General features: G+C 50.4%; 23 protein-coding genes. 11 read left to right on the plus strand and 12 right to left on the minus strand.

The features are described 5' to 3' along the window. Positions 1 to 20 precede the first annotated feature (20 nt). From FIU95_RS17680 to FIU95_RS17700, 5 genes are all read right to left on the minus strand, one after another. Entirely contained in the window at positions 21 to 728 is a 708-nt protein-coding gene (locus FIU95_RS17680) for a M48 family metallopeptidase (protein ID WP_152455064.1), read from the minus strand. Between the two features lie 30 nt (positions 729 to 758). Continuing rightward, positions 759 to 1,190, minus strand: a complete 432-nt coding sequence (locus tag FIU95_RS17685; protein ID WP_152455066.1) for a hotdog fold thioesterase — start codon at positions 1,188 to 1,190, stop codon at positions 759 to 761. Positions 1,191 to 1,267: 77 nt separating this feature from the next. Further along, a complete protein-coding gene (locus FIU95_RS17690; RefSeq protein WP_152455068.1) occupies positions 1,268 to 1,879 on the minus strand; it encodes a DUF2799 domain-containing protein in 612 nt (203 codons plus the stop codon). A 44-nt stretch (positions 1,880 to 1,923) separates the two neighbouring features. Beyond that, positions 1,924 to 2,574: an MBL fold metallo-hydrolase gene (locus FIU95_RS17695; protein ID WP_152455070.1), complete on the minus strand. Its 651-nt coding sequence runs from the start codon at positions 2,572 to 2,574 to the stop codon at positions 1,924 to 1,926. Between the two features lie 43 nt (positions 2,575 to 2,617). Further along, complete coding sequence (locus FIU95_RS17700) at positions 2,618 to 3,508, minus strand: hypothetical protein (RefSeq protein WP_152455073.1); 891 nt, start codon at positions 3,506 to 3,508, stop codon at positions 2,618 to 2,620. Positions 3,509 to 3,994: 486 nt separating this feature from the next. Between FIU95_RS17700 and malT the strand changes: the two genes are divergently transcribed. Further along, positions 3,995 to 6,709 carry an HTH-type transcriptional regulator MalT gene (gene malT / locus FIU95_RS17705; RefSeq protein ID WP_152455075.1) on the plus strand — a complete coding sequence of 905 codons (2,715 nt, stop codon included), beginning with the start codon at positions 3,995 to 3,997 and terminating at the stop codon, positions 6,707 to 6,709. 233 nt (positions 6,710 to 6,942) lie between these two features. Then, positions 6,943 to 8,580 (plus strand): alpha-amylase family glycosyl hydrolase, encoded by a 1,638-nt coding sequence (locus tag FIU95_RS17710; protein ID WP_152455077.1) that lies wholly within the window; start codon positions 6,943 to 6,945, stop codon positions 8,578 to 8,580. Between the two features lie 241 nt (positions 8,581 to 8,821). Here the strand turns inward: FIU95_RS17710 and FIU95_RS17715 are convergent, their stop codons facing one another. After that, positions 8,822 to 9,409, minus strand: coding sequence for an FMN-dependent NADH-azoreductase (locus FIU95_RS17715; protein ID WP_152455079.1), 588 nt, complete (start codon positions 9,407 to 9,409; stop codon positions 8,822 to 8,824). 102 nt (positions 9,410 to 9,511) lie between these two features. Here FIU95_RS17715 and FIU95_RS17720 point away from each other — a divergent pair, with 102 nt between their 5' ends. The 3 genes from FIU95_RS17720 to FIU95_RS17730 all read left to right on the plus strand — a co-directional run bounded on the left by FIU95_RS17720 (position 9,512) and on the right by FIU95_RS17730 (position 14,021). Further along, positions 9,512 to 10,378: a LysR family transcriptional regulator gene (locus FIU95_RS17720; RefSeq protein ID WP_152455080.1), complete on the plus strand. Its 867-nt coding sequence runs from the start codon at positions 9,512 to 9,514 to the stop codon at positions 10,376 to 10,378. A 177-nt stretch (positions 10,379 to 10,555) separates the two neighbouring features. Next, positions 10,556 to 13,093, plus strand: a complete 2,538-nt coding sequence (locus FIU95_RS17725) for a plasma-membrane proton-efflux P-type ATPase (protein ID WP_152455082.1) — start codon at positions 10,556 to 10,558, stop codon at positions 13,091 to 13,093. 49 nt (positions 13,094 to 13,142) lie between these two features. Further along, positions 13,143 to 14,021 (plus strand): polyphosphate kinase 2 family protein, encoded by an 879-nt coding sequence (locus FIU95_RS17730; protein ID WP_152455084.1) that lies wholly within the window; start codon positions 13,143 to 13,145, stop codon positions 14,019 to 14,021. Between the two features lie 157 nt (positions 14,022 to 14,178). Here FIU95_RS17730 and FIU95_RS17735 read toward each other — a convergent pair whose 3' ends face one another. From FIU95_RS17735 to FIU95_RS17745, 3 genes are all read right to left on the minus strand, one after another. After that, on the minus strand, positions 14,179 to 14,670 hold the full coding sequence (locus tag FIU95_RS17735; RefSeq protein WP_216646274.1) for a DUF1203 domain-containing protein: 492 nt from the start codon (positions 14,668 to 14,670) through the stop codon (positions 14,179 to 14,181). A gap of 269 nt (positions 14,671 to 14,939) precedes the next feature. Continuing rightward, positions 14,940 to 15,254, minus strand: a complete 315-nt coding sequence (locus FIU95_RS17740; protein WP_152455086.1) for a cupin domain-containing protein — start codon at positions 15,252 to 15,254, stop codon at positions 14,940 to 14,942. Positions 15,255 to 15,256: 2 nt separating this feature from the next. Further along, positions 15,257 to 16,138, minus strand: a complete 882-nt coding sequence (locus FIU95_RS17745; protein WP_152455089.1) for a LysR family transcriptional regulator — start codon at positions 16,136 to 16,138, stop codon at positions 15,257 to 15,259. Between the two features lie 119 nt (positions 16,139 to 16,257). Here FIU95_RS17745 and FIU95_RS17750 point away from each other — a divergent pair, with 119 nt between their 5' ends. From FIU95_RS17750 to FIU95_RS17760, 3 genes are all read left to right on the plus strand, one after another. Next, positions 16,258 to 16,932, plus strand: a complete 675-nt coding sequence (locus FIU95_RS17750) for a type 1 glutamine amidotransferase domain-containing protein (RefSeq protein ID WP_152455091.1) — start codon at positions 16,258 to 16,260, stop codon at positions 16,930 to 16,932. 152 nt (positions 16,933 to 17,084) lie between these two features. After that, positions 17,085 to 17,537 carry a DMT family transporter gene (locus FIU95_RS17755; RefSeq protein WP_152455093.1) on the plus strand — a complete coding sequence of 151 codons (453 nt, stop codon included), beginning with the start codon at positions 17,085 to 17,087 and terminating at the stop codon, positions 17,535 to 17,537. A 20-nt stretch (positions 17,538 to 17,557) separates the two neighbouring features. Continuing rightward, on the plus strand, positions 17,558 to 17,854 hold the full coding sequence (locus FIU95_RS17760; protein ID WP_152455095.1) for a putative quinol monooxygenase: 297 nt from the start codon (positions 17,558 to 17,560) through the stop codon (positions 17,852 to 17,854). Positions 17,855 to 18,056: 202 nt separating this feature from the next. Here FIU95_RS17760 and FIU95_RS17765 read toward each other — a convergent pair whose 3' ends face one another. Next, entirely contained in the window at positions 18,057 to 19,508 is a 1,452-nt protein-coding gene (locus FIU95_RS17765) for an aryl-sulfate sulfotransferase (RefSeq protein ID WP_152455097.1), read from the minus strand. A gap of 296 nt (positions 19,509 to 19,804) precedes the next feature. On the opposite strand from FIU95_RS17765, the gene FIU95_RS17770 reads away from it, so the two are divergent. After that, the gene (locus tag FIU95_RS17770) at positions 19,805 to 20,473 is read left to right on the plus strand and encodes an outer membrane beta-barrel protein (protein WP_152455099.1); all 669 of its coding nucleotides are present in this window, start codon (positions 19,805 to 19,807) and stop codon (positions 20,471 to 20,473) included. A 65-nt stretch (positions 20,474 to 20,538) separates the two neighbouring features. On the opposite strand, the gene FIU95_RS21375 is transcribed toward FIU95_RS17770, so the two are convergent. Together FIU95_RS21375 and FIU95_RS17780 are read right to left on the minus strand one after the other, a co-directional pair. Then, complete coding sequence (locus FIU95_RS21375) at positions 20,539 to 21,441, minus strand: hypothetical protein (RefSeq protein ID WP_216646275.1); 903 nt, start codon at positions 21,439 to 21,441, stop codon at positions 20,539 to 20,541. Positions 21,442 to 21,581: 140 nt separating this feature from the next. Next, a complete protein-coding gene (locus FIU95_RS17780) occupies positions 21,582 to 21,917 on the minus strand; it encodes a gamma-glutamylcyclotransferase family protein (protein ID WP_152455102.1) in 336 nt (111 codons plus the stop codon). A 640-nt stretch (positions 21,918 to 22,557) separates the two neighbouring features. Here FIU95_RS17780 and FIU95_RS17785 point away from each other — a divergent pair. Next, positions 22,558 to 22,797: a hypothetical protein gene (locus FIU95_RS17785; protein WP_152455104.1), complete on the plus strand. Its 240-nt coding sequence runs from the start codon at positions 22,558 to 22,560 to the stop codon at positions 22,795 to 22,797. After that, positions 22,755 to 23,201 (plus strand): L,D-transpeptidase family protein, encoded by a 447-nt coding sequence (locus FIU95_RS17790; protein ID WP_253868728.1) that lies wholly within the window; start codon positions 22,755 to 22,757, stop codon positions 23,199 to 23,201. The genes FIU95_RS17785 and FIU95_RS17790 overlap by 43 nt, the downstream gene beginning before the upstream one ends. Positions 23,202 to 23,263: the final 62 nt, after the last annotated feature.

Genomic DNA, 23,263 nt, shown 5'->3' on the forward strand with positions numbered 1-23,263 from the left:
ATGGGACCTGTCGGTAAATTCTATACCGTGAGGCGGTGGCCGTTATCGCGCAGCCAGCGGCGCAGCTCTTTATAGCGGGGGCAAACACTCTGCACCAGCAGCCAAAAATCGCGGCCGTGATTATGGTGACGCAAATGGCTGACCTCATGGGCCACCAGATAATCCACCACTGGTTCCGGTGCCAGGCACACCAACCAGTTGTATTGCAAGTCTCCACGAATACTGCAGTGCCCCCACTTACTCTTGGTGCGGCGAATTCGCAGTGTGGAAAACTGTAAGTCCAATTGTTCCGCCAAGCGCTGGGACTTCTCTGTTAACAGGGCCAACGCTTCGCGCTGGTAAAGGCGCTGTAGGGCCCCCTGTAATTGCTGCGCTGTGGGTGCGGACGATAACGTGTAGAGACGAATAGCCTCTTCAGTGATTGCCGCACCACCTCGATTAGCCGCCCGCTCTAGGAGGCGCATTTTACCCAGCCAGGGAAAGTGTTCGCCAAACTCAAAGCGATATTGTGGCACCTGCGCCGCACGCTGGTTGGCAGCGAGCAATTGGGCGCGTACCCACTGGATATTTTCCTGTAAAAACTGATGGCCGTGGCGGGCGGCGCAGCGCTGTGGAATACGCACCTCCACGCCAGATTGGGCCAATACTAGGCCCAGGCGCTTGCGCCTTGCCGAGCGCACCAGGCGGTAGGGAATATCCTCAAAAAAATATTCCCGCACTTCACTCATAAAAATCGCCCCAATAAAACTCGACGAAAATTACCCCGCGGCATGAGCCACAACCGCCATGGTAATTCGGGAAATACAGCTCAGTTTGCCATTGGGGGCGTAAATCAGAATTTCCCATACCTGGCTGGTGCGCCCGATATGTACCGGCTTGGCCCGGCCAGTAACTTCACCCTCCGGCACAGGACGCAGATGATTGGCATTAATCTCCTGGCCAACGCAGTAAAACTTACTGGTATCCACCAACAGATTGGCACCGATAGATCCCAGGGTTTCCGCCAACACCACGTTGGCACCGCCATGTAGAATACCGAACGGCTGGCGAGTGCGATGATCCACCGGCAGCTTGCCCTCCAGGTAATCCTCACCGATTGCGGTAATTTCCAGGCCCAGATAACCGGGCATACACTGGGCGGTGCCCCGGTTAATCTCTTCCAGGGTGGGAGTAACGTGCCAAATTGCCATGGGAATAACTCTCTTGAAAATCCAAACTGGGACCGGGGGAAATGGCTGAATTGACTAGCCATATCAACCCACTAAATTCACCAGTAAAAAAAACCAGATGAAAAAAAGCCGCGCGGATAAAAATCCGGTGTGAAATAGTCTGGGCCGAAAAGCCCGTAGCGGTGTAGTTCTAAATCCAACATGCGCAACTCCCATTCGAGCCGGCTGTGCTGGAAATAGAGCGCACGCCTCTGGTTGTCACTATCGCTGTGCCTGAGGGCGTGATGTAGGGAGTAAAGCTCTCGCTCTAAATTATCCCGGCGCCACAATAAATCGCGATACTGCTGTGCTACGCGATAGTGGGCGAGGCCACGCTGGTAATTCTGCAAAAAAATATCCGCGGTGGGACCGGTGCATACGCCCTCATATTTTCGCCCCTGGCGCCCCTGAGCATAGCCATTCTCAGCGGTACAAAATTGTTCCACGCCTTCTTCGTGGCCCCGCAACCAGGCCTCACTGTCCACATAGATTTCGTAACTTTGGCATTCCTTGGCGATATCATGCACCAGCGCCTGGGAACGCCCGCGGGCGCCATCTTGTAGACCGCGCTCGTACCAGAGCCCATTGCGGCAATCCGCCTCGGAAATAACAGCGCAACCACTAATAGCAGTGGCCAGAATCAACAGGAAAAAACTCAGCTTTACAGGCATGGGAAGGGGCTCCCGATGGATTATTGTTTTGCCATTTCCACCAATTAGCCGAAACGTTTATCGGCGACGAACGGGTTGGTCTGACGCTCCTGACCAAAAGTGGACATGGGACCGTGACCGGGTACAAAGCGCACATCGTCACCCAGTGGCCACAGGCGCTCGGTGATCGAACGAATCAAAGTATCGTGATCCCCCTGGGGAAAATCGGTGCGGCCAATAGAACCGGCAAACAACACATCGCCTACCAGTGCCAACTTGCTCGGGCGATGGAAAAAGATCACATGTCCTGGGGTGTGGCCTGGGCAGTGATGCACTTCCAGTTCCTGGTCGCCGACAGTCACGGTATCGCCCTGCTGCAACCAGCGATCGGGGGTGAACACCTCCACTGAGGGAAAACCGAACATCTGCGCCTGCACCGGCAATTGCTCGATCCAGAAACCATCGCCCTCGTGGGGCCCTTCAATCGGCAACTGTAATTGTTTGGAGAGCGCCGCAGTGCCACCCACATGATCCAGGTGACCGTGGGTAAGCAGGATTTTCTCAATGTTGAGCCCGCGCTCTTGCGCCGCCGCCAGAATTTTGTCGAGGTCGCCACCCGGGTCCACTACTGCGGCACGCTTGCTGTCTTCGCACCAGAGCAGGGTGCAATTCTGCTGAAAAGGAGTAACCGGGACCGAGTGAAATTGCAGCGACATGATAAAACCCATCCTTATTCGGGAGTAGTGGCTAGTGTCGCGATTATACCGCGACTGTCCGCCGAGATCGCAGTGCGGATGCGCCTGCTTTCGGCTTGGTGTTGTGCAGAAGAGTGCTCAGGTCTTTGCCCAGCTGCTCCCACACCAATGCATTGCGCCAGTAATCCTCCGGTGGCAGTAGCTGCGGACCGGCCAGGGCATCGTCTGGATCGGACAGTGGCCTTGTCGCGTAATCCCGAAATACCGCTTGGTTGTAACTGGGGCTGAGAGGCTTTAGGGGCCAGCCGAGCAGGTCATCCGGATGGTAGAAATTTTTCCAACGGAATTGATACCCGCGAGAAGTCGTAGCCACCGCCTGGATCTGATCCCGCTGCTTGGCCCCAAACCACAGCGGCGTGCCGGCCCCGAGGGTATACCAATGGCTGAGCGTTTTCAGGCGCAAAAAGCGTTCCCGTGCGGAGCCCTTACGCACCTCGGCTGGCCCGCCATCGCGCCAGACACCGTGGTTTACACTGGGCCGCTGGGCATCCCACAAATAGTTGGACAAGCTAATACAGCTGGCCGAATGACTGATAAGCAACACCGGAGCGCAATCGCCAGCAGCGACTGCAGCCTTTTGTAAAGTTTGAAAAATGGCTGTCTGGGTCCTCTCATAGAGACCACCGCGGCTATGGATATCCCCCAATTGTGCCGAGTTCTCAGCCAGGGCGTTAAGCAAGAATTTGCGCGCGCGCAGACCATCCATCTCGCATTTGCGCATATCTTCAAATACTCGCTGGGTATTACCTGGCAGTGCTTCCACAGTAGGAAAAGTATCGCAATGAAGGCGCGCCCAGTCATCACCCAGGGTTTCCCTGAGCATGGAAAACAACGGCTTTATACAATCTCCTTGAGCACCCATAACCGGCGCCGCCAAAACCACAATATCGACCATATCTCCCTCTTTTTTATTATTGTTGTCGCAGCCGCATCTTCTTCCCTGACGGCATCAGTTATTCACCAAACTTTTTTCGTAAATAACTCTGTTTTTTCATAAACCAGTGATCCAAGGATCCCCCACTGCGTACAAACGTTCGTGTATTACGGCAACGAATGTCAGCCGGGAAAGCAGATAACGCTGTCGGGTAGCTCTACGCCGGTCTAGGTGAACACAGGGATGTGTTCCTGGCACCGGACACCGCAAGCCAAAAACTGGCCGCAGGGTCTCTTTCTGATTATTTTCTCTCTTTGGGCTGGATCGGTAAGACTGATTGGATCCGCCGATCAATATACCGTCATAAGCAAAGCTTCTTCTAGTATTAGCCAAAGAGAATCCAGCAAGTCGTCCTATCCTCAGCGCAAATCTGTCACAAAAGCGCTCCGCTAGTGCATAATATCCCTGTATAAAAATCAGACATTTAAAACAATCCTGCCCGCAGCGATGCTTTTAACTTCCAAATACAGCCTGCCGGACTGCCCCGAGCATACCCTGGTGCGCCCGCGCTTACTGGCACTGCTCGACGACAGCCACAGCGACCAGCTGCTGCTTGTGACGGCACCGGCGGGCTACGGTAAAACCACGCTGGTCACTTCCTGGGCCTCGGCGCAGGAAAATCCAATGGCCTGGTATACCCTTGATGCCAGCGACAATGAACCGAGCCAGTTTTGTCGTTATCTGGTAGAAAGCGTGCATCGCGCTACCGGCAAAGGCGTACCGCAAACCTGTCGCTTATTGGCGGCGCCACAAAGTCCGGATCCAACAACCGTCATCAGTCATCTGCTGGGTGAACTGCGCAGCCTGCCCAGTGAACTGCGCATAGTGCTCGACGACTATCACCATATCGACAACCAGGCGGTGCACAGCGTCACTCGCTTCCTGTTGCGCCACGCACCTCCAGGCGTCGGGGTCCTTCTCACCAGCCGCAGCCAGCCGCCCCTGGGGCTGGCCACCCTGCGTGTACAGGGCCGCCTATTGGAGCTGGGCAGCGATCAACTGGCCCTGAATACCGAAGAGATCGCACGTCTGCTGAAGCAGCGCTTGCCATTTAATCTCGATGGCGACCGCGCCGCTCAACTGCACCACCTGAGCGAGGGTTGGCCACCGGCGGTACAACTGTTCGCCCTGTCGGTGCGCGATCGCCAAGAAGTAGACCGCTACCTGACGGAACTGGAGCAGGGCCACAGCCATATCCTCGACTATCTGGCCGAAGAAGTGCTGGAAAGGCTGGAGCCAGAGCTGCGCGAGTTACTCGCGCGCACCTCGATCCTCACCCGTGTCAATGCTCAGCTGGCGGAACGCCTGAGTGGCCGCAACGATGGCCAACAACTGCTGGAAGAGGCGGCGCGGCGCGGACTCTTCCTGCAGGCACAGGACTCCAGCCGCCAGTGGTTCCGCTTCCACCCGGTGTTCGCCCGCTTCCTGCAGCGCCAGCTCACCAATCGAGAGCAGCTGTTGCACCTGCACGCTCTCGCTTGTGATTCCTGGCAGGAAATGGAACAGCCTGTGGAAGCCCTACGCCATGCCCTCGCTGGCAGTGACCGCGAGCGCCTGTGTCAGCTGCTCGATAGCCAGGGAGAAATACTGCTGCGCGGCGGGCAGTCGCGTCTGTTGCGTGATTGCCTGGAATGGCTCGGCAATGAGGCGTTGCAGCAGAGTGCGCGCTTCACCCTGCTCTCGGCAAAAATGGCGCGGGAGAATTTTGAATACGACCAGTGCGAGAAAATGCTCGCCACCGCCGAGAGCTGGTTGCAGCGGCAGGACCCACAGCAATGGCGTCAGTTTGAAGGGGCTTTCGCCACCATGCGCGCCCAGGTGGCCATCGCCCGCGGCCAGACCCTGCAGGCCAAAGAGTATGCCGAAGAGGCCCTGGGGCTTTTACAACCCAACCAACTAGGCGAGCGGATTTCGGCACTGCTTGTCACCGGTGAGACCAGCTTTTGCCTGGGCGCATTAGAGCCCGCCGCGACCCATATGTTGGAGGTGGAGGCCCTGGCTATCGCCGAGGGAGATATTCCCAGCGCCGCCTGGGCCATCTGCCAACAGAGTGAGATCGCCTTCGCCCAGGGGCTTCTACAAAAATCTGCCTCACTGCAGAAAAAGGTGTCCAACCTGGTGCAGAAACACCACCTCTCCACCCTGCCCATCGCTGAGTTTGTCTGCCGCCTGCTCGGACAGCTGCAGTGGGAAAAGGGGGATTTGGAGAGCGCCGAGCACTCGGCCCGGCGGGGAATGCAGATCAACCGCAAGGTGGGTGAACACTGGCTACTGCCGGAATACACGCTGCTGCTGAAGCTCGCCCAGGCACGCGGAGAAAAAGAGGAGTCGCTGGAGTGGCTGGCCCGCATCGACCGCTTACTCTCAGATGGGCGCTACCACCGCGATTGGGTTGCCAATGCCGATGCCGCGCGTATTCGCACCTGGCGCGCCCTGGACAACCAGCAAGCCATTGCCAGCTGGTTGGAGCAAGCTGCGCCGGTTGCGGACAGGCCCAGTAATCACTTTGAACAGTGTCACGGCCGCAACCATGTGCGCGCACTGATCGAACTGCACCGCTGGTCCGACGCCAATCGCCTGCTGAGCCGCCTGCAACAGGTCGCGGAAGAGTGTCATTTAGTCACCGATCGCCTGCGCAACCGTGTGCTGGAGTCCCACCTGTTGTGGCTGCGCGAACAGCACGGTGAAGCCGTGGAGGCCATTAGCGAGTCGCTACTGCTGACCGCAGGCAGAGGATTTCGCGCCAGTTTTCTACAAATTGGCAAACCCCTGATTGTGATTCTCAAGGCTGCGCTGGAACGGGGCTTGGATGAAGCATCCACCGACAAGGCCCAAGTACTGATCAAACTCGCCCAGCAACAGCCGGAGTTGGACGGTGGCATTCGTATTGAGCTGGACGACACTATTATTCGCGAGATTCTCGCCAGCGACGCGGTACCGGATTTTCTGCGTCACTCACCACTCACTCCAAGGGAGTGGCAGGTTTTAAACGCTATTCATTCAGGCCTTTCGAACGAGCGTATCGCCAGGCACTTCAAAGTGGCGCCGAGTACCATCAAAACCCATATCCGCAGCCTTTACCAAAAGCTGGATGTCAAAGACCGCCAGGAAGCGATTACCCTGGCCGAACAAATGCTGCGCTCGGTGCAGGACCGACCATAGATAAGCCGCAGCTCACGGCACAGGGATGTGCGCAAAACCCCACCGTAGGATTTCTCCACATCTCTATTTGAGCAGTTCCCGAAACTTGTTACTCCTGCTCTAAATCCCCCCGGTCAGCCCCTCCCCCCCTCTATGGGGAGGAGGAACGCGGCTCCGCCCTTCGCCATACTCACCCTATCCTTTCCTGAGTGGGCCCGCCCCACCCTTCGAATAATGAGACAAGGCAGTAATCCATGAGCGGCAACAGCACCGAGTGGTGGCGCAACAGCGTTATTTACCAGATTTACCCCCGCAGTTTCTGCGACGCCAACGGCGATGGTATCGGCGACCTGCCAGGTATCACCCAGAAATTGGATTACGTGAAATCCCTTGGTGTGGACGCTATTTGGATATCCCCCTTCTTTAAATCCCCCATGGTGGATTTTGGCTATGACGTGGCCGACTACCGCGATGTGGACCCGATTTTCGGCAATCTGCAGGATTTCGACCGCTTAATTGAGGCCGCCCATGCCCGCGGCCTAAAAGTTATTATCGATCAGATTCTGAGCCACACCTCAGACCAGCACCCCTGGTTCGAGGAGAGCCGCTGCAGCCGCGACAACCCCAAAGCCGACTGGTATGTGTGGCAGGACCCTAAAGCCGATGGCAACCCGCCGAATAACTGGGTATCTGTTTTTGGTGGTGGCTCCTGGCGTTGGTGTACCCGCCGCCGCCAATACTACCTGGCCAACTTCCTCAAAGAGCAGCCGGATCTCAATGTGCACAACCCCGAGGTGCAGGCGCAGTTGCTGGCGGATATGAAGTTCTGGCTGGATCGCGGTGTGGATGGTTTTCGCCTGGATGCGGTGAATTTTATCTTCCACCAACAGGCCCTCAGCGATAATCCTCCGCGCCCGCTTAAGCTGGATCAGAAAGGACTGCCGCCGGTCAATCACTACGATTACCAGTGGCACAAGAACGACAAATCCCAGCCCGAAAACCTGGTGTTTTTACAGCGTGTGCGCCAGCTGATGGATCAATACCCGGGTACTGTTACCGTGGGCGAAGTGGGTGACGATAATACCCATAAGATCATGGCGGACTACACCACGGAACAGCGCCTACATATGGCCTATTCCTTCGATTTATTAACCGAGGATTGCAGCGCGCAATTCCTGCGCGAAACCCTGGAAAAGAACCGCGCGGTAATTGAAAAAGGATGGCCCTGCTGGTCCATTAGCAATCACGATGTGCCGCGCTCTATCACCCGCTGGAACCGCGGCCTTAGTCCGGAGCTAGCGCAAAAGCGCGCGCCCCTGTTCCTACTGATGCAACTTGTACTGCGCGGTAGCGTGTGCCTGTATCAGGGGGAAGAACTGGGTCTGGCGGAAGCGGATATCGCCTTTGAGGATTTGGTGGACCCCTACGGTATTAACCTTTGGCCTGAGTTCAAAGGTCGCGATGGCTGCCGCACGCCTATGCCCTGGACCGATACCGCTGATCAAGCCGGCTTCACCTGCGGGAAACCCTGGTTACCAATTTTCCAGAGTCACCGGAACTTAGCCGTGAATCTGCAGCAAGACAGCCAGCACTCCATGCTCAACCAGTTCCGTGCATTGATCGAATGGCACCGGCAACTACCCAAAAGTCTGGCAACCGCACAACAGGAAGTACTCGATACCGGCAATGATTTATTGGTGTTCGTGCGCCGCGCAGATAAGGAAGTGTACCTGGTCGCCCTGAACCTAGGCGCCACTGAGGAAAGCTACGCTCTGCCACAAGAGTTATTTGGGGCCGAGGATATTACCCCAGGCCTGTTTGCAATGGAGCTGAGAGAAAACACGCTGGTTTTGCCCGCCGCTGGCGCCTGTGTATTGCGAAACAATAATTAATTTCAGGAATTAATTTCAGGCTTTAACAGCCCGTCAAAAAATTTACCAGCTGGAGGCAACAACCACCGGCTGTCAATTTCAGAAAAACTGCAGTACCTCTCCCAGGGCTATAAGTTGGTTTTTCTGTCTCTCTGCAACGTCATTTATCCTTTCGACGTCTGCTTCTCCGCCGGCCCAAAGCCGGCTTTTTTACTTTGCTCTACTTCCTTTTCTCTACTTACTTTGCTGTGCGCCTCATAGATCAGATTGCTTCCAGAGCTACCTTAGCCTGAGTTAAGGCCGTCTCTTTGTGGTCATCCCCCATATTCAGCCCTTCGGCATAAATGACCGTGACATCATCAATACCAATAAATGAGAGAAAATGCTTGATGTAGGGCACATGAAAATCTACAACAGAATCTTTATAGAACCCCCCAGATGTCGTGACCAAGACCACTTTGGTATCTCTAATCAAACCCTCTGGTCCATTTTCTGTGTACGTAAAAGTCACTCCGGCCCGCGCTAGGTGATCAAACCAAGCTTTCAGAGTAGATGGGCTACCAAAGTTATACATGGGTGCTGCAATCAGTACCGTATCTGCACTTTTGACCTGCTCAATAAGGTTGTTCGAATACTCCGTTAGCGCTTTCTGGGCTGCACTTTTCTGTTCCTCAGGGGTGAAGAAGGCACTTACCATTTCACCGCTCAAATGCGGAACCGGGTTAATACTTAAATCCAACGCGGTGACTTCAGTGTCAGCCTGTCGTGATAGCCAGTGCTTGGCCAGTGACCTGGAAGTCGAATGGTCCCCTAAGGCAGAGGCATAAACGGCAAGAATTTTGTGACTCATAGTCTCTCCAGCTAGTGAACATCAATGATGCGGAGACTATAATCTCTGCAAATTGGCAACTAAATTATCAATTTATGCAATCTATAATTGCATAAATGCAAAATGATGGACTGGAACGATCTTAGATACCTGATAGCCGTGGCAGATCACGGTTCCCTACAGAGTGCAGCCAAAGCCTTGGGGGTAAACCATTCCACCGCCTGGAGGCGTCTACAGGCCTTGGAAAAAGATCTTGGCTGCCAGCTTTTCGTGGCAGACAGGCAGGGCTATTTCCTCACAGACGAAGGGAATGCGGCTTTAGAACACGCCAGAAAAGCCGCCGAGAATATCAATGCCATTGCCTTGAATACCGGCATTAAAAACCTGGAAATGGAAGGCATTATCCGTATTACCTCAATCGGCTCTTACTCTTATGAGGTGGTTCCAAAACTCTGTGCCGCCTTTCGCCTACACCACCCCAAAGTTGAATTTGAACTCATAGACTCGGCGGAACATCTATCACTGGAAAAGAGGGAGGCGGACATTGCTTTTCGTGGATCACCTAGCGCTCCGGATAACCTCATTGCCAAGAAGCTCTTTGATATCAACTGGCATATTTTTGCCCATCCAGACTTGGTTAGCGGTCCAATGACACTGGATGAGATTAAGCAGCAGAATATTATTGGTTATCGCGGTTTGAGTTTGCCGATTGGTCGCTGGAGTGAAAAAACATTTAAGAATAGTCGCAAAGTAATTTACTGTAATTCGGTAATGGCGGCGGCAGGTGCAGCCAATGCAAAGCTGGGTTTTGCTATTTTGCCCGAAGGGGACCAAAAAATGGTGCAACCTTACAAACTAAAGAAAGTATTTGAGCTTAAAGAGTTCCAAAGCCATTTCTGGTTACTTTCTCATCCTCAAATGCGTAATTCAGCACGCGTTAAAGCCTTTTGGGACTTCAGCCTGGACACCTTTAAGAAAGGGTATCTTTAAGCTGATCAAGGTGAAATCTCTTAGCGACGAGTGCCCATCAGATCACAGCCTATAATGTTCAAATAATATGGATACACCGCCCAATCATTCAATAATGATTAACTGTATTTAACCCCAACTGTCGTTAACAGGCGGACCATTCGACGGGAAATTATTTTCAACAGGCGGAATCGATCCGTGCCAATACCCGGGCCAAAATCCGAAAGCGGAAACGCCAGTAAAGCCAACTTAAAAGGCTCCCAGGTTGACCTGCAGAAAGCCGATTTACCCTCCGTTTACCAGGCACTCAACACCTCGCCCCAAGGGTTAAGCCAGGCCGAGGCCGAGACTCGTCTGCAACGCTATGGCCCCAATAGCATCCAGGAGAAAGAACAAAGCGCACTGCTCAAGTTTCTGCGTTTTTTTTGGGGGCCCATTCCCTGGATGATCGAAGCCGCCGCCCTGCTATCGGCACTTATCGGCCACTGGCCTGACTTCGCCATTATTATGGCGCTACTCCTTTACAACGCCGTCGCGGGATTTTGGCAGGAGCACAAGGCCTCCAATGCTCTGGCCGCGCTCAAGGCCAGCATGGCGCCGCAGGCGGAGGTATTGCGCGATGGTAGTTTTCATACCATTGACGCCGCTGATGTGGTTCCCGGGGATATTGTGCGAATTAAGCTAGGTCAGGTGGTGCCCGCAGATGTGCGCTTTGTCGATGGCAAATCCATCAGTATCGATCAGGCTGCTCTTACGGGTGAGTCATTACCGGTCAGCAAAAAAATAGGAGACATCGGTTATTCCAGTAGTATCGCCAAGCGCGGCGAAATGACCGCCGTTACAATTGGCACCGGGCGTAATACTTTTTTTGGTCGCACCGCAAAGCTGGTAGCCGGTGCCGGCCAAGGCGCCTCTCACTCGCAAAAAGCCGTTACTCATATTGGCGATTTCCTGATAGTGCTGTGCCTGGTGCTGGCTTTGTTACTGGTAGGTACCCAGCTCTATCGGGATATCGTGGTGGCCCCCAGCTGGTACTGGTCGGACATTATTAATATTTTACGCACAGTCCTGGTGCTATTAATTGCCTCGATTCCCGTGGCAATGCCCTCCGTAATCACTGTCACTAACGCACTCGGTGCCCTGGCGCTATCCCGAAAAAAAGCCATAGTCTCGCGACTGGAGTCTATAGAGGAGCTTGCTGGGGTCGATATTCTCTGCTCCGATAAAACCGGAACGCTCACCAAGAACCAACTAAGCCTGCACGACCCCAAATTATTTGTCGCCAAGAGCCCGGAACAGTTAATTCTCGCCGCGGCACTCGCCTCGGAAAAAGGTTCTAGTGATCCGATCGATCAGGCAATTTTTGCCGGCCTCAAAGATAAGGAAGCACTGAATAATTACCAGCTTAAAGAATTCACTCCTTTCGACCCGGTAATCAAGCGAGCCCAGGCCCAAGTTGTCGATGACAGTGGTAAGTCCCTGTTTTATTGCAAAGGTGCGCCCCAAGCGGTGATGCAATTGTGCAAGCTCAGTGGTGATAATGAAAAGAATGCCTCAGACTGCGTGCAGGAACTCGCCGCACGGGGTTTACGCTCCCTGGGTGTGGCGAGTTCCAATGATGGGAAAAGCTGGGACTTTCTTGGCATCCTCTCTCTAGAAGATCCGCCTCGGGATGATTCCAAACAAACCATCAGCCGGGCCAGGGAGCACGGGCTGCAGGTAAAAATGATTACTGGCGACGACGTCGCTATCGGTAAGGAAATCGCTGCTCAGGTGGGGATTGGACAGAATATTTATGCCGCCGCCGATGTTTTTACCGACTCGGAGAATATGGACCACTTATCCAAGCAGGTGGTCGATTGTGTTGAACGCGCCGATGGCTTTGGCCGTGTTTTCCCCGAGCATAAGTACGCAATCGTAAAAGCCCTGCAAGAGAGAGGGCACCAGGTGGCAATGACCGGCGACGGTGTCAACGATGCGCCTGCCCTAAAACAAGCTGATTGCGGAATTGCCGTTAGTGGCGCCACCGATGCGGCCCGTGCCGCAGCGGCGATTATTCTCACCGCTCCGGGCCTCTCCACTGTAGTGGATGCTATTGACGAAGCACGCAAGATCTTTGAGCGTATTATTAATTATGTGCTCTTTCGGGTATCCATGACCCTGGATATTATGGTGGTGGTGGTGTTTGCCACTATCCTCTTCGGTTTTTCTCCCCTCACCCCAGTCATGATCGTATTAGTGGCACTGCTTGACGATATTCCCATTATGACTATTGCCTACGACAACACCCTGCTGCCGAAAGAGCCGGTGCACTGGGAAATGCGTGATTTACTACTAGGTTCGACCATTATCGGCATTTTTTCTATCGCACAAACCATGGGGCTCCTCTTGATTGGTATGGAATGGCTTCAAAACAGCCAGTGGCAATCCTGGATACCCCTGGATAAGTCTCAGATCCAAACGATTATTTTTTTACAAATTATTGCCGGCGGTCATTTACTACTTTTTGTCGTGCGCTCCCGCTCAGCTTTCTTCGCAAAGCCGCTGCCCGCAATGAAGTTATTTATCGCTATTGTCGGTACTCAGGCGCTCACGGTTTTAATGTGTGGATTTGGTTGGCTGGTACCAGCTATTCCCTGGCGTATTATCGGGCTCGTTTGGCTCTATATGATTTTGTGGATGTTTATTCTGGATCTGGTGAAGAAGCTGCTCTATCGACGCTTGCAGGATATTTAACCAACTGCGCAGAGACAAACCATTAAACTTATCATGAAGAAATAAAACTATGAATTGCTTCGAAGCATTCCAGGTAAAACCCGGCAGCAAGATACAGTTAGATAAGATCGATGCCAGTTTTAAAGATTGCTATAACAATCGCGAAGAGGCCCAGCCGGTCATTGATAAATTGGATGAAAGAATTCGCGCACAGCAGTACCTTATGTATGCTGAGCACAAGCGCTCTCTATTGATCTGCCTACAGGGTCGGGATGCCTCCGGTAAAGATGGCACTATTAATCATGTGCTTGGAGCAATGAATCCCCAAGGCTGTACAGTAACCAGCTTCAAGCAGCCATCTAAAGAAGAAGCCGCACATGATTTCCTGTGGAGGTGTCACAAAGTCACCCCTGCACAGGGACATGTGGCGATTTTTAACCGATCCCACTATGAAGATGTATTAATTCAACGGGTGCATAATATGGTACCAGAGAGCATCTGGTCCAAGCGCTACGATCATATCAACCACTTCGAACAATTATTAGCCGACCACAACACCCTGGTATTAAAATTTTTCCTGCATATTGATGCAGATGAACAACTGAAACGCTTTAAACAGCGTATTGATGACCCAAGCAAACACTGGAAAATCAGCGAGAGCGATTATACGGAGGCGAGCTACTGGGACGCCTACACCCAGGCTTTTGAGGATATTCTCTATAAGTGCAGCAAACCTCATGCCCCCTGGTTCGTTATTCCCGCCAATCACAAATGGTTTAGAAATATTGCAATTGCCTCCATTGTGGCCGACGCGATGGAGGCCCTAAAAATGTCTTTTCCCAAGCCCAGTGTGGATATCAATGAAATAAAAAGAAAATATCATAAACTGGATGACCTAGAAGAAAAAGAGGGACTCTTAGATGATCCAAAGGAGCATAAGAAAAGCTAGCAACTTCTCCTAAGTTCTAATCTTCGATAATTTTTTCACTTCAAGGTTGAATACAGGTAACAATAACTATCAGTGGAACCGCCGGACTGTGAGGGCTGTATCCCAGCGTTCAGCAGAGTTTTTCAGAAGCCCAACAGGCAGTCCCCAATGATGCACCTTACGCTCGATAGACGGCGCAATTGAAGCACCCAGGAAGCGCATTGTGAATATGAATATACTCCACACTCCCTAAGGAAAATTGCTTTTCAAGCACACCCTCAAGATCCGCTCCCTGAGCAACCTCAGCAGTCTCCATTAGCCCCTCGCAATTATAGGCGCGAATTGAAAGTAGCCTGTGTCGCAGCATCAGTGGAACTTCATTAGTATCTAATTTCGCGGGTTCTGCATGCTCCCGAATAAATATAGGGCCTGAAGCACGATAAAAGGATGAAGTATTATGATGGCTATAGGGTAGGCAGAGTACCCTCTCACCTGCTTTGGCATCCACAAGGGACACCCTGCAGGGATAACCGGGGCTCGCATCTACAAGCTTCCAGCAAGCATTTTTTTCTTTCAACTGAGCATCTGGAAGTATCAATAAATGGTAAAAATTTAGCGGGTTAATGCCTTGTATTTGAAATGCCATGGTAACTGCAACCTGATTGATCAAGAGGAAACAATCATAACTTCATCACACACCGAGTATCGGTCATTTTCGGAAGTGGAAATTTGGGCAAATATGATACAGCGATAAAGAATACGCTAATGCGTTGAAGCGGCAGGAGTTCTCTTTTTGGTGATCACACACCCTGCTATACCTAAAGGACCCCTTATCATTAACCACTTCAAGTCCAACGTATTCTTTTCTCGCCCCCATTGGTAAGTGAAATAGAGTCCCTGATTAGCCGAAGATTTCTCTTAAGAGTTAGTATTTACTGATTAGTGGTAAAACACCGCCAGCCAAACTGTTGCTTCATTAGGTGAAGTTTCCACCACCCGGTGCTTTCTTCCAGCCTCTATCAATAAGCAATCCCCTGGTATCAGCTGAAATGTCTCACCACAGTCAAACTCCAACACACCAGAACCACTTAGTACAAGCACCCACTCATGTTCACCCTGGTCATACCAACCCTCTTCCGGCGAGGATTGGCCGTGAGAAACGATTCGCTCAATTCGTACAGCATCATTTTTTATGATGTCCTGGAAATGCTCCAGCTCAGTGTTTTCCGGTAAATTCTCAAAAAGATTTATCATATTTATTCCTGCCAGCTGGAAAAGTGATCCATAAGATAATCAATGGCCATTCTCGCTCGTATTGGTAAAAAGCGGCGATTCTGATACACAATCCAGCTACTGGCTCCGTGCCCCCAATAAGGCTCCAGTACCGGCTCTAATAGCTGTGAGTCTAAAGAGCGGTTAAAGCTGCTTTTTGGCATATAGGCAATACCTAGTCCTTTTTCACATGCGTTTACCACTGTATGGGCATTATTACTTCTCCAACGACCATTAACGCGGATTGATTCTTCAACACCCTCCATATCGAATATCCAGTTATCATTATTCGCAACAATACAACTGTGTGACTTTAAATCTTGAGGATGGTTTGGCCTACCGAATTGATCCAGATATTCCGTACTGGCAACAGCCATCATCTGGCGTCCCGCCAGCTTGCGGGCTACCAGTCCAGAATCCTCCAGGCGGCCATAGCGGATCGCAAAGTCGATACCATCCTCAACAAAATTAACCATTCGGCTGTTGAAATCGATATCAATCTGCAGGTCGGGATGCTGTAAAGCGAAAGCCATCAGCGCTGGTGCCACATACTGCTCGGCGAATATACCGGCACAGCTCACCCTCAAGGTGCCACTCAGCTCATACTGTTGCTGGCCAACCTGTTCATTGGCCTGCTGCAGACCCACAACCAGCTCTTTACAGCGCTGGTAATAAACAGCCCCAGCCTGAGTCAGGCTGACCAAGCGCGTTGTTCTAGCCAGAAGAGCGCTTCCCAGGCGCTCCTCCAAGCGAGCCACCTGCCGGCTCACATGACTGGTACTGCACCCCAACTGTTTGGCGGCTGCAGAGAAGCCCTGGCTCTCTGCCACAGCGACAAATTCGACTACGCCGTCAAATGTATCCATCCCAGCACTCTCTATTATTGCTACTCAGCAAAAGTATTTCACAGATAACCCCCATTATCATCCACCCAGGGACAACCTAGAATCCTCCCCACTGAATACTTAACACAGAGGACTGATTCATGAAGAAAGTACTTATTCCCGTAACTAACCATGCAACCCTCGGGGAAACTGACCAAGCTAATGGCACCTACTCTCCTGAGCTGACGCACGTCGTGCATGTCCTCAAAGAGAATGGCATTGACTACGATATTGCCTCCATCAAAGGTGGCAAGGCGCCACTCTACGGTACCGATATTGAAGGAGATGAGGTCAACAGCCAGGTATTGGCCGATGAAGACTTCCAGAACCGAGTCAACAACACTATTCCAGTAAGCCAGCTGAATACTGCCAATTACGATGCCGTGTTCTACCCAGGTGGGTTTGGTCTACTTTCCGACCTAGCCAGTAATGAAGATTTCGCTAAATTGAGTGCAGAGATCTATGAAAATGGCGGCATTCTTTCTGCGGTCTGCCACGGTCCGGCTGGCTTACTGCCCATCACCCTGAGTAATGGTGAGAATTTACTGGCTAGCAAATCGATAACCTCCTTTACCCGAGAAGAAGAAATCGACTTCGGCACCATTAAGGATATCCCTTTCCTGCTTGAAGAAGCGGTTAGCCGAAAGTCTGCTCGATTTAACAAAGTGCAACCCTGGCAGGAATTTGTCATCGAGGATGGCCGCGTGATTACCGGTCAAAATCCAGCCAGTGCGCATGCTGTTGGTAAAGCGATCGCTAAGCAGTTAATAAACTAGCGGTTAATAACGTATCAACAAAGCTGGCGCAAGCTGATGTTCCTGCGCCAGCTTTTCATAACCCTTCAGCCCTACAGCTTCCACTGTGGGTCAACCCAACTCATCTACATCAGCAGTTATAGCCTTAAAACCCCTCCAGCGAGGTTCCAGCAGTGCCTAGCTCAATTCTTTATCCGTCGCTTATGTTAATTGCCGGAATCGGCATCCCGGTGATGGCCACGTTAAACAGCGGTCTAGGTGTAAAGCTTGGCAGCTCTGCTCTCGCTACGACGATTTTATTTTTTGTCGGATTAATCATCTCTACTATTTACTTATTTAAAACTGAAGGTTTTCAAGTAGCCGGTTTTCACAAAGATATCTCCTGGCACCTTTATCTCGGAGGGATATTGGTTGCTTTTTACGTACTCAGCGTCACTTGGGTTTCACCAAAATACGGTGTTGGCAATACTATATCTTTTGTATTACTCGGCCAGCTCTTTGCTATGGCCACCATCGATCATTTTGGCCTCTTTGGTGCACAACAAACCAGCCTGGACCCCAAACGAATTATTGGATTTGTTCTAATGATTACAGGCATCTTACTAGTAGTAAAACGCAATTCATAAATATATCTGGAGATCAGACAATGCCCAATCTATATGTAATGGCAAAAGTGAAGTCTAAACTTGGAGAAACACAGAAAGCTAAGAACATTCTGACCAGACTGGCAGAGAACTCTGAAAAGGAGAGCGGATGTTTGAGTTATCAGATTTTATTTTCGGGTGAGGATACAGATACCTTTATGACATTAGAGGTGTGGGATTCAAAAGAGAGTGAACAAAAACATTGGCAAGAGCCGCATTTAAAAGAAACATTAAAAGCGTTAGAACCAATTTTGGCCGAAGAACCAAGAATTGAAAAATATCAGGTTACTTCCGATTAAAAGCATACGACCATCTCCAGCAAAGTTAATGATCATAGGCCCACAACAAAGTTAGTGTGGGCCAAGGAGAATATTCAGGAAGTAAGGGAAGAAACATGAACCTTAAAAAGTAGCACGCTCAAAAATGCACTCAGCAGTAAAAAACTCAATTCACCCTGAATCAAAATACTACAAGCACCACTCTGTCTAAATACTTATGTCATTATTCAGGCAGATTAAAAACCGGACTTGTGGTCAGCATTTCCGACCAGCTAACGCGTTCTGCTCGGTAAATCGTGGTATCGAACACTTTTAACTCCCACGCAGTTTCTGCTGAGTCAGTTGACGTTACCTCTACCAAGTAAGCATTGCGATCACTTCCCGTACTGATATCCGATGGGCCACCGGCACAAAGCAATATATTTCCACCAGCAAGCTCATCCACATCACCCAAGGATTGAGTATACTTTGGCGCTATGTATTCCCAGGTTTGTTCAGCACTCATTGTCGATGTATTGAGCCGAAACTTTACTGCACGGCTATTGTAGATATTACCACTCAACTCAGCTTCATTTCTGTTGTCGTAAATCAGAATTTCATGATCACTTGTCAACATTGGCGCATGCTGCGAGGCCATCCAGGAACCAGTCTGTAGAGTAAAGAATTTATCCTTCAAATCGTTCTCAATATCTGAGTCCCTCCCCATTATCCAATTTATCGCACCAGACCGATGATCAATGCTGACCACCCAGCTCTGAGAGCGGCTAGAAAGTAAAATGGAATTATCCTGAGGAACATAATGCAGTGCATTAGAGTGGCTCCAGTCAAGGGCTCCGTTATCCAAAACACTACCGGCCAAAGCACCGGGGAAACGGCTGGTATCCAAGTGATCAAATGCCGACCACTCCCACACTGTGTTCCCATCAGTATCGATTTCTAAAATGGCATCTCCTTGTAAAAAATGCTCACCAAACTGGCCCGTTTCGTTAGTTAACACCAACAAATTGCCATTCTCCAGCAATTGAACATCGTGGTGATAACTCGGCAATTCGAAAGAGGACAACACCTCTCCGGCGAAGGAAATTACTCGGGCCTCCCCGCTGAATAGTAAAAGTAAACGCCCATCATGCAGATTTCTCGCTACTGGGGCACCAGTTAATGGGACATCACCGTGCAGATACCAAACAACCTCTCCCTCTTCATCAAATCCCCAGAAAGTGTTATCCCTCTCCGCTGATGGCGCAAAGATAGTAATGCCCCCCTCAGACTTAACCGTTTTATTCAAAAGTTCAACAGCGGGAACTCCCGCAGGCACCGACCCTGTTTTAAACTCTACGATTTCACTGCGAACAACCTCACCACTACCTAAAAGTGCAACCGCTGTAAACCGATAAGTAGTATCAGCGCGCAGACCGACGACGGTTACTTCGTGGTCTGTGCCTGGCTCACTATACGCTGTACGTCGTCGACTGGTGTCTGCAGAGTTAAACCTTATTGCCACTCTCGCCGCTTCCGCAGTAATCACACTGGCATTCACCATCAGATGGTTTTCAGGGTGAGCGCTGAGTGTTAATTGAACAGTATCATCCTGCTGTGCAAAAACCTCAGAGACAGTACCTGTTAAAAACAGCAAGAATACTGATTGAAAAACAGCCAACCTAAAATATTTACTCATTGGGGATCTCACAGTTTGTTATGAATACAACTGTTTAACGCAACCATTGCCTTCTGGTTTACAGAGAAATTGACTTTTCAAGAGACTGTAATCGATCGTAATGGATGATTATTGACTAGACGCACCTGATGCTGCACTATGCGCCAAAATTGAGAACTGGTACGCATTTACCAAGCTTTGAAGAATGCATTACAGAATTTGATACTTCACCTCTCTGCCAATTCATCACCACAAAATACTCACCGCTGCCTACTTATCCAGGTAGGTGGTCTTTTATATTGATGTAAGGATATCCTTTGAAAAGATTTATTCTCAGCTCCGTTATCGCTCTTTCCGCATCCAATACTATGGCAATGGAAAACAGCTTCTACCTTAAGTCATCTTATGGAAAGGTAGATACAGATATTTCTTCACAAGAAGCTCAGGAACTGTTCGGAACAAAACTCTCAGATCCTAACGGCTGGTCTTTCACATTGGGTTACCGCTTCAATAATTTTCTTGCGATTGAGGGTGGTTATGCCGATCTGGGAGAGGCTGAAGCTAAAGACAGTCAAAGCGGCTTTATGCCTTACAACGATTATGAAACTGTTTATTACGACTATAGCTATAAATCCAAAATTAGTGCCCAAACAAAAATGTTGGGCGTGTTCCTATCCACCGATACCAATAAACCGTTTTATGCAGGCCTTCGAGCAGGGTATCAATCATGGGATGCCGAAATTGAACTCACAGGAAAAGTGAGCGAAAGCCTTGTATGGAGCAATGGCTACGATCAAACAGTAGAATTGTATTCCTACCAGGAAGATCTTTCTTATAGCGATGACACTGATGGCAGTGACCTCTACTATGGTGTTTCCGCTGGCTGGAACTACAATAACTGGAGCCTCAGCCTGGAGCACACTATTTTCGAAATGGATGAGCAAAAGCCCAGTCTCTCCTCCCTGGGGCTGACTTACAATTTCTAAAGACCGCTCTTACTTTTTTCAGCAGCCATATCGGCTGCTGAATTTCTCTCTAAAAAACTCTAAAGCTACTTTATCCCAGCAAACAATACCTCAAACCAACGCAAATCCTCCGGCCCCAACTGAGCATTTTTGGCCAGCTTCTTATCCAGATACACGTCCTTATATACATGGTAAACCGCTCGCTCGGTCAACTCGCGCCAGCGCTCGCTATCCAACTCAGGGACTGAGCCATCGGCTAAATTGGGATCGGTCAATGGGTCGTGTTGGGTTTCAGTGGTTCTCAGCGCTAATTCCAATTCTTGTAGAATCGGATTGATCACCTTGAGGGTATTGGATTTGGAAAACTGCTTGGCAACTTCTTCCTCTGCCTGGCGAAGCATTTTTTTGCTCTGTAATTCCGATAGCTTTTCTCCGGCTGGGCGCAAGCCGAATTTATTGACCAGGCCACTCATACCGGGCAGCACCGCCTTGGCTGCCAGCCCGGCACCGATCAGGGGGTTAAACACAGCGGCAACACCCCCAACTAATAGCATACCAACGGTCAATTTTCTATCGAGTTTGTCGATATCATCCGCCAGTCTTTCGAGAGAACTCTTTCCAGAATTTCCCTTTTCCAGGGATAACTCTACGGCGCTCTCCACCATAAATTTACGTAAACTCCCCTCATAATAGGAGTTGGGAAAGTGAAATATTCGGCGTTTGGGTAGATCATTTACCTCTGGGGCATCATCAGGCAAACAACGCATTGTGTGCAGAGTAAAGCCAGTTTGTGAGAGTTTATAGGGGATCACAAAGTAGTGCTTTTCATCGTATCTCTGCACAAAATTCTCACTGCGCTCCGCAGAAGAAAATATTGGCAGTCCGGCAACTACTTCTTGAAAAACTTTTAAACTGCCGGTGATTTCAGCTGGCACTTTACGGGAAAGGTCAATCAGGCCCTTCTTGCCTTTATCGAAATATTGCTTCATATCCGTTTATTCACTGGGGAGCTAAGAATCACTTAGAACGATTCGCAGTATTCCTTAGGCCTTTTTGAATCCATTTCCCTGTGAAAAATATCCCTTGCCTAGGTATTGTTAAAAGGTTAATGGCATTAAGTGAGAATGCTTTAATTAGCTTCGGCATAAATCCAAGCTTTTGTACAAGATTTCAACTTGGCGGCAACCCGCTGATAGGCATCCACTTCATAGGCATCAGATTGAGCGAGTTCTTCGGCAGAAATCTCAAAGACCGTTCCCTCAACTTCGTCAGAGAAATTCCCGGTATATTTCAGAATGGGATGAAATTCCTTGCCACTAGTTTGAATAACCTGTGGATCTATGATTCTTATCTCGGAAAGCTGATAGCCAATTAAGATATCTCCAGATCCCTTTAACTTACGTCCAAAAGTTTCCAGCTGGACATTCTCCTGCTGAAGCGTACCGTAAGAAAATAAACGTTCCATAGTTCAAGCCTTAATCCTGCTAATAACTTACTGGCTGCAATGTAAAAATACACCCGCTATATCGCCAGGGTATTTTACCTGTTTAGAATCGGGTAAAAGAAGCCCCAAAGTAGTGGCCCTGTAGATTTAAGTTCTTTCTCTTAAAACTGGGAAAACCTACCAGCTAGCTGTATTTCAGGTTAATAACCAGTGATTCACTTATTCCTTTTTGATGTGACTGGCCTAAGACACCGACCTTAACATCCCTTGGACCTGCATTGGTAAAAACCTGTGCTAACCCATCCCGCAGCTGAGGCTGAGTATACGGCGAGCTGCTTTGGGGAAATCTCTAACCTGCGCCTTGCCCCAACTAGGGTGCGCATGGATTTTGCCCCCAGGAAGGCAATGGTTTGACTCTAAACCCATGGTTGTTTACACGGCCCACTGGCAATAGAGAGGTGTGTAATGCATAACCGACCTTCGCTGCAAAACCATCAAACTTTACCTACACGACAGAAAACATCCCTACAAAAAGTACAAGGAACTCTACGTAAAAACGCTTCATTCGCCGCTGCGCTGATGGTTGTAGGATCGGCAATATTGGCCCCCCTGGCCTATGCTGCAGATTATTCCAATCCTTACTCCCGCCAGGGCTCAAGGTATGTCGCTCATCAGGGACATGGAGGGCATTATGACCGGCACTCCAGATACAGCAGGGATTACAGGTACCGAAGAGAGTACAGAGGACACTCGCGATACAACAGGAATCAAAGAAGTTATTCTCGATACAACCAGAACCAAAGGAGCTATTCTCGATACGGCAGATATCAACGGGCACAGCCACAGAATGGCCGTCATATGTGGTTTAAAGCCAACGTTCAAGGCACACCGCGTATTGTGATCGACCTCAGTGACCAGATGGCCTACTTCTACAAGGGCGGACGTCTTGCCGGCATGTCCCCGGTCTCTACCGGTAAACCCGGCCACCGTACACCTACTGGCAACTTCCGTATTTCAGAGAAGAAATACAGTCACCGCTCAAACCTGTACGGTCACTATGTAAGTTCCCGAGGCTATGTAGTGCGCAGTAATGTGGATGTGCGCCGTCACCGTAAACCTGCCGGGTCTCGTTTCCGCGGAGCCTCTATGGATTACATGATGCGGATTAATGGTCCGGTCACCATGCACGCCGGTTATGTACCCGGCTACCCGGCCTCCCACGGCTGTATCCGTATCCCCTGGCATATGGCGAAAATCTTCTACAGCCACGCCAGAGTCGGTACTAAGGTATCCGTCGTGCCCTAGGCAAAACCTGCGTGCTTGCTAAAAAGGCACCATAAAAAAGGCGGACTTAACAGTCCGCCTTT

Source organism: Microbulbifer sp. THAF38, assembly GCF_009363535.1.
Classification (GTDB): Bacteria; Pseudomonadota; Gammaproteobacteria; order Pseudomonadales; family Cellvibrionaceae; genus Microbulbifer.

Coding starts and splice junctions, on each gene's coding strand:
- malT (WP_152455075.1), top strand. CDS start 3,995: ATGCTTTTAACTTCCAAATACAGCCTGCCGGACTGCCCCGAGCATACC.
- FIU95_RS17750 (WP_152455091.1), top strand. CDS start 16,258: ATGAAGAAAGTACTTATTCCCGTAACTAACCATGCAACCCTCGGGGAA.
- FIU95_RS17690 (WP_152455068.1), bottom strand. CDS start 1,879: ATGCCTGTAAAGCTGAGTTTTTTCCTGTTGATTCTGGCCACTGCTATT.
- FIU95_RS17695 (WP_152455070.1), bottom strand. CDS start 2,574: ATGTCGCTGCAATTTCACTCGGTCCCGGTTACTCCTTTTCAGCAGAAT.
- FIU95_RS17740 (WP_152455086.1), bottom strand. CDS start 15,254: ATGATAAATCTTTTTGAGAATTTACCGGAAAACACTGAGCTGGAGCAT.
- FIU95_RS17700 (WP_152455073.1), bottom strand. CDS start 3,508: ATGGTCGATATTGTGGTTTTGGCGGCGCCGGTTATGGGTGCTCAAGGA.
- FIU95_RS17780 (WP_152455102.1), bottom strand. CDS start 21,917: ATGGAACGTTTATTTTCTTACGGTACGCTTCAGCAGGAGAATGTCCAG.
- FIU95_RS17760 (WP_152455095.1), top strand. CDS start 17,558: ATGCCCAATCTATATGTAATGGCAAAAGTGAAGTCTAAACTTGGAGAA.
- FIU95_RS17730 (WP_152455084.1), top strand. CDS start 13,143: ATGAATTGCTTCGAAGCATTCCAGGTAAAACCCGGCAGCAAGATACAG.
- FIU95_RS17765 (WP_152455097.1), bottom strand. CDS start 19,508: ATGAGTAAATATTTTAGGTTGGCTGTTTTTCAATCAGTATTCTTGCTG.
- FIU95_RS17785 (WP_152455104.1), top strand. CDS start 22,558: ATGTCGCTCATCAGGGACATGGAGGGCATTATGACCGGCACTCCAGAT.
- FIU95_RS17790 (WP_253868728.1), top strand. CDS start 22,755: ATGTGGTTTAAAGCCAACGTTCAAGGCACACCGCGTATTGTGATCGAC.
- FIU95_RS17745 (WP_152455089.1), bottom strand. CDS start 16,138: ATGGATACATTTGACGGCGTAGTCGAATTTGTCGCTGTGGCAGAGAGC.
- FIU95_RS17720 (WP_152455080.1), top strand. CDS start 9,512: ATGATGGACTGGAACGATCTTAGATACCTGATAGCCGTGGCAGATCAC.
- FIU95_RS17710 (WP_152455077.1), top strand. CDS start 6,943: ATGAGCGGCAACAGCACCGAGTGGTGGCGCAACAGCGTTATTTACCAG.
- FIU95_RS17715 (WP_152455079.1), bottom strand. CDS start 9,409: ATGAGTCACAAAATTCTTGCCGTTTATGCCTCTGCCTTAGGGGACCAT.
- FIU95_RS17680 (WP_152455064.1), bottom strand. CDS start 728: ATGAGTGAAGTGCGGGAATATTTTTTTGAGGATATTCCCTACCGCCTG.
- FIU95_RS17685 (WP_152455066.1), bottom strand. CDS start 1,190: ATGGCAATTTGGCACGTTACTCCCACCCTGGAAGAGATTAACCGGGGC.
- FIU95_RS21375 (WP_216646275.1), bottom strand. CDS start 21,441: ATGAAGCAATATTTCGATAAAGGCAAGAAGGGCCTGATTGACCTTTCC.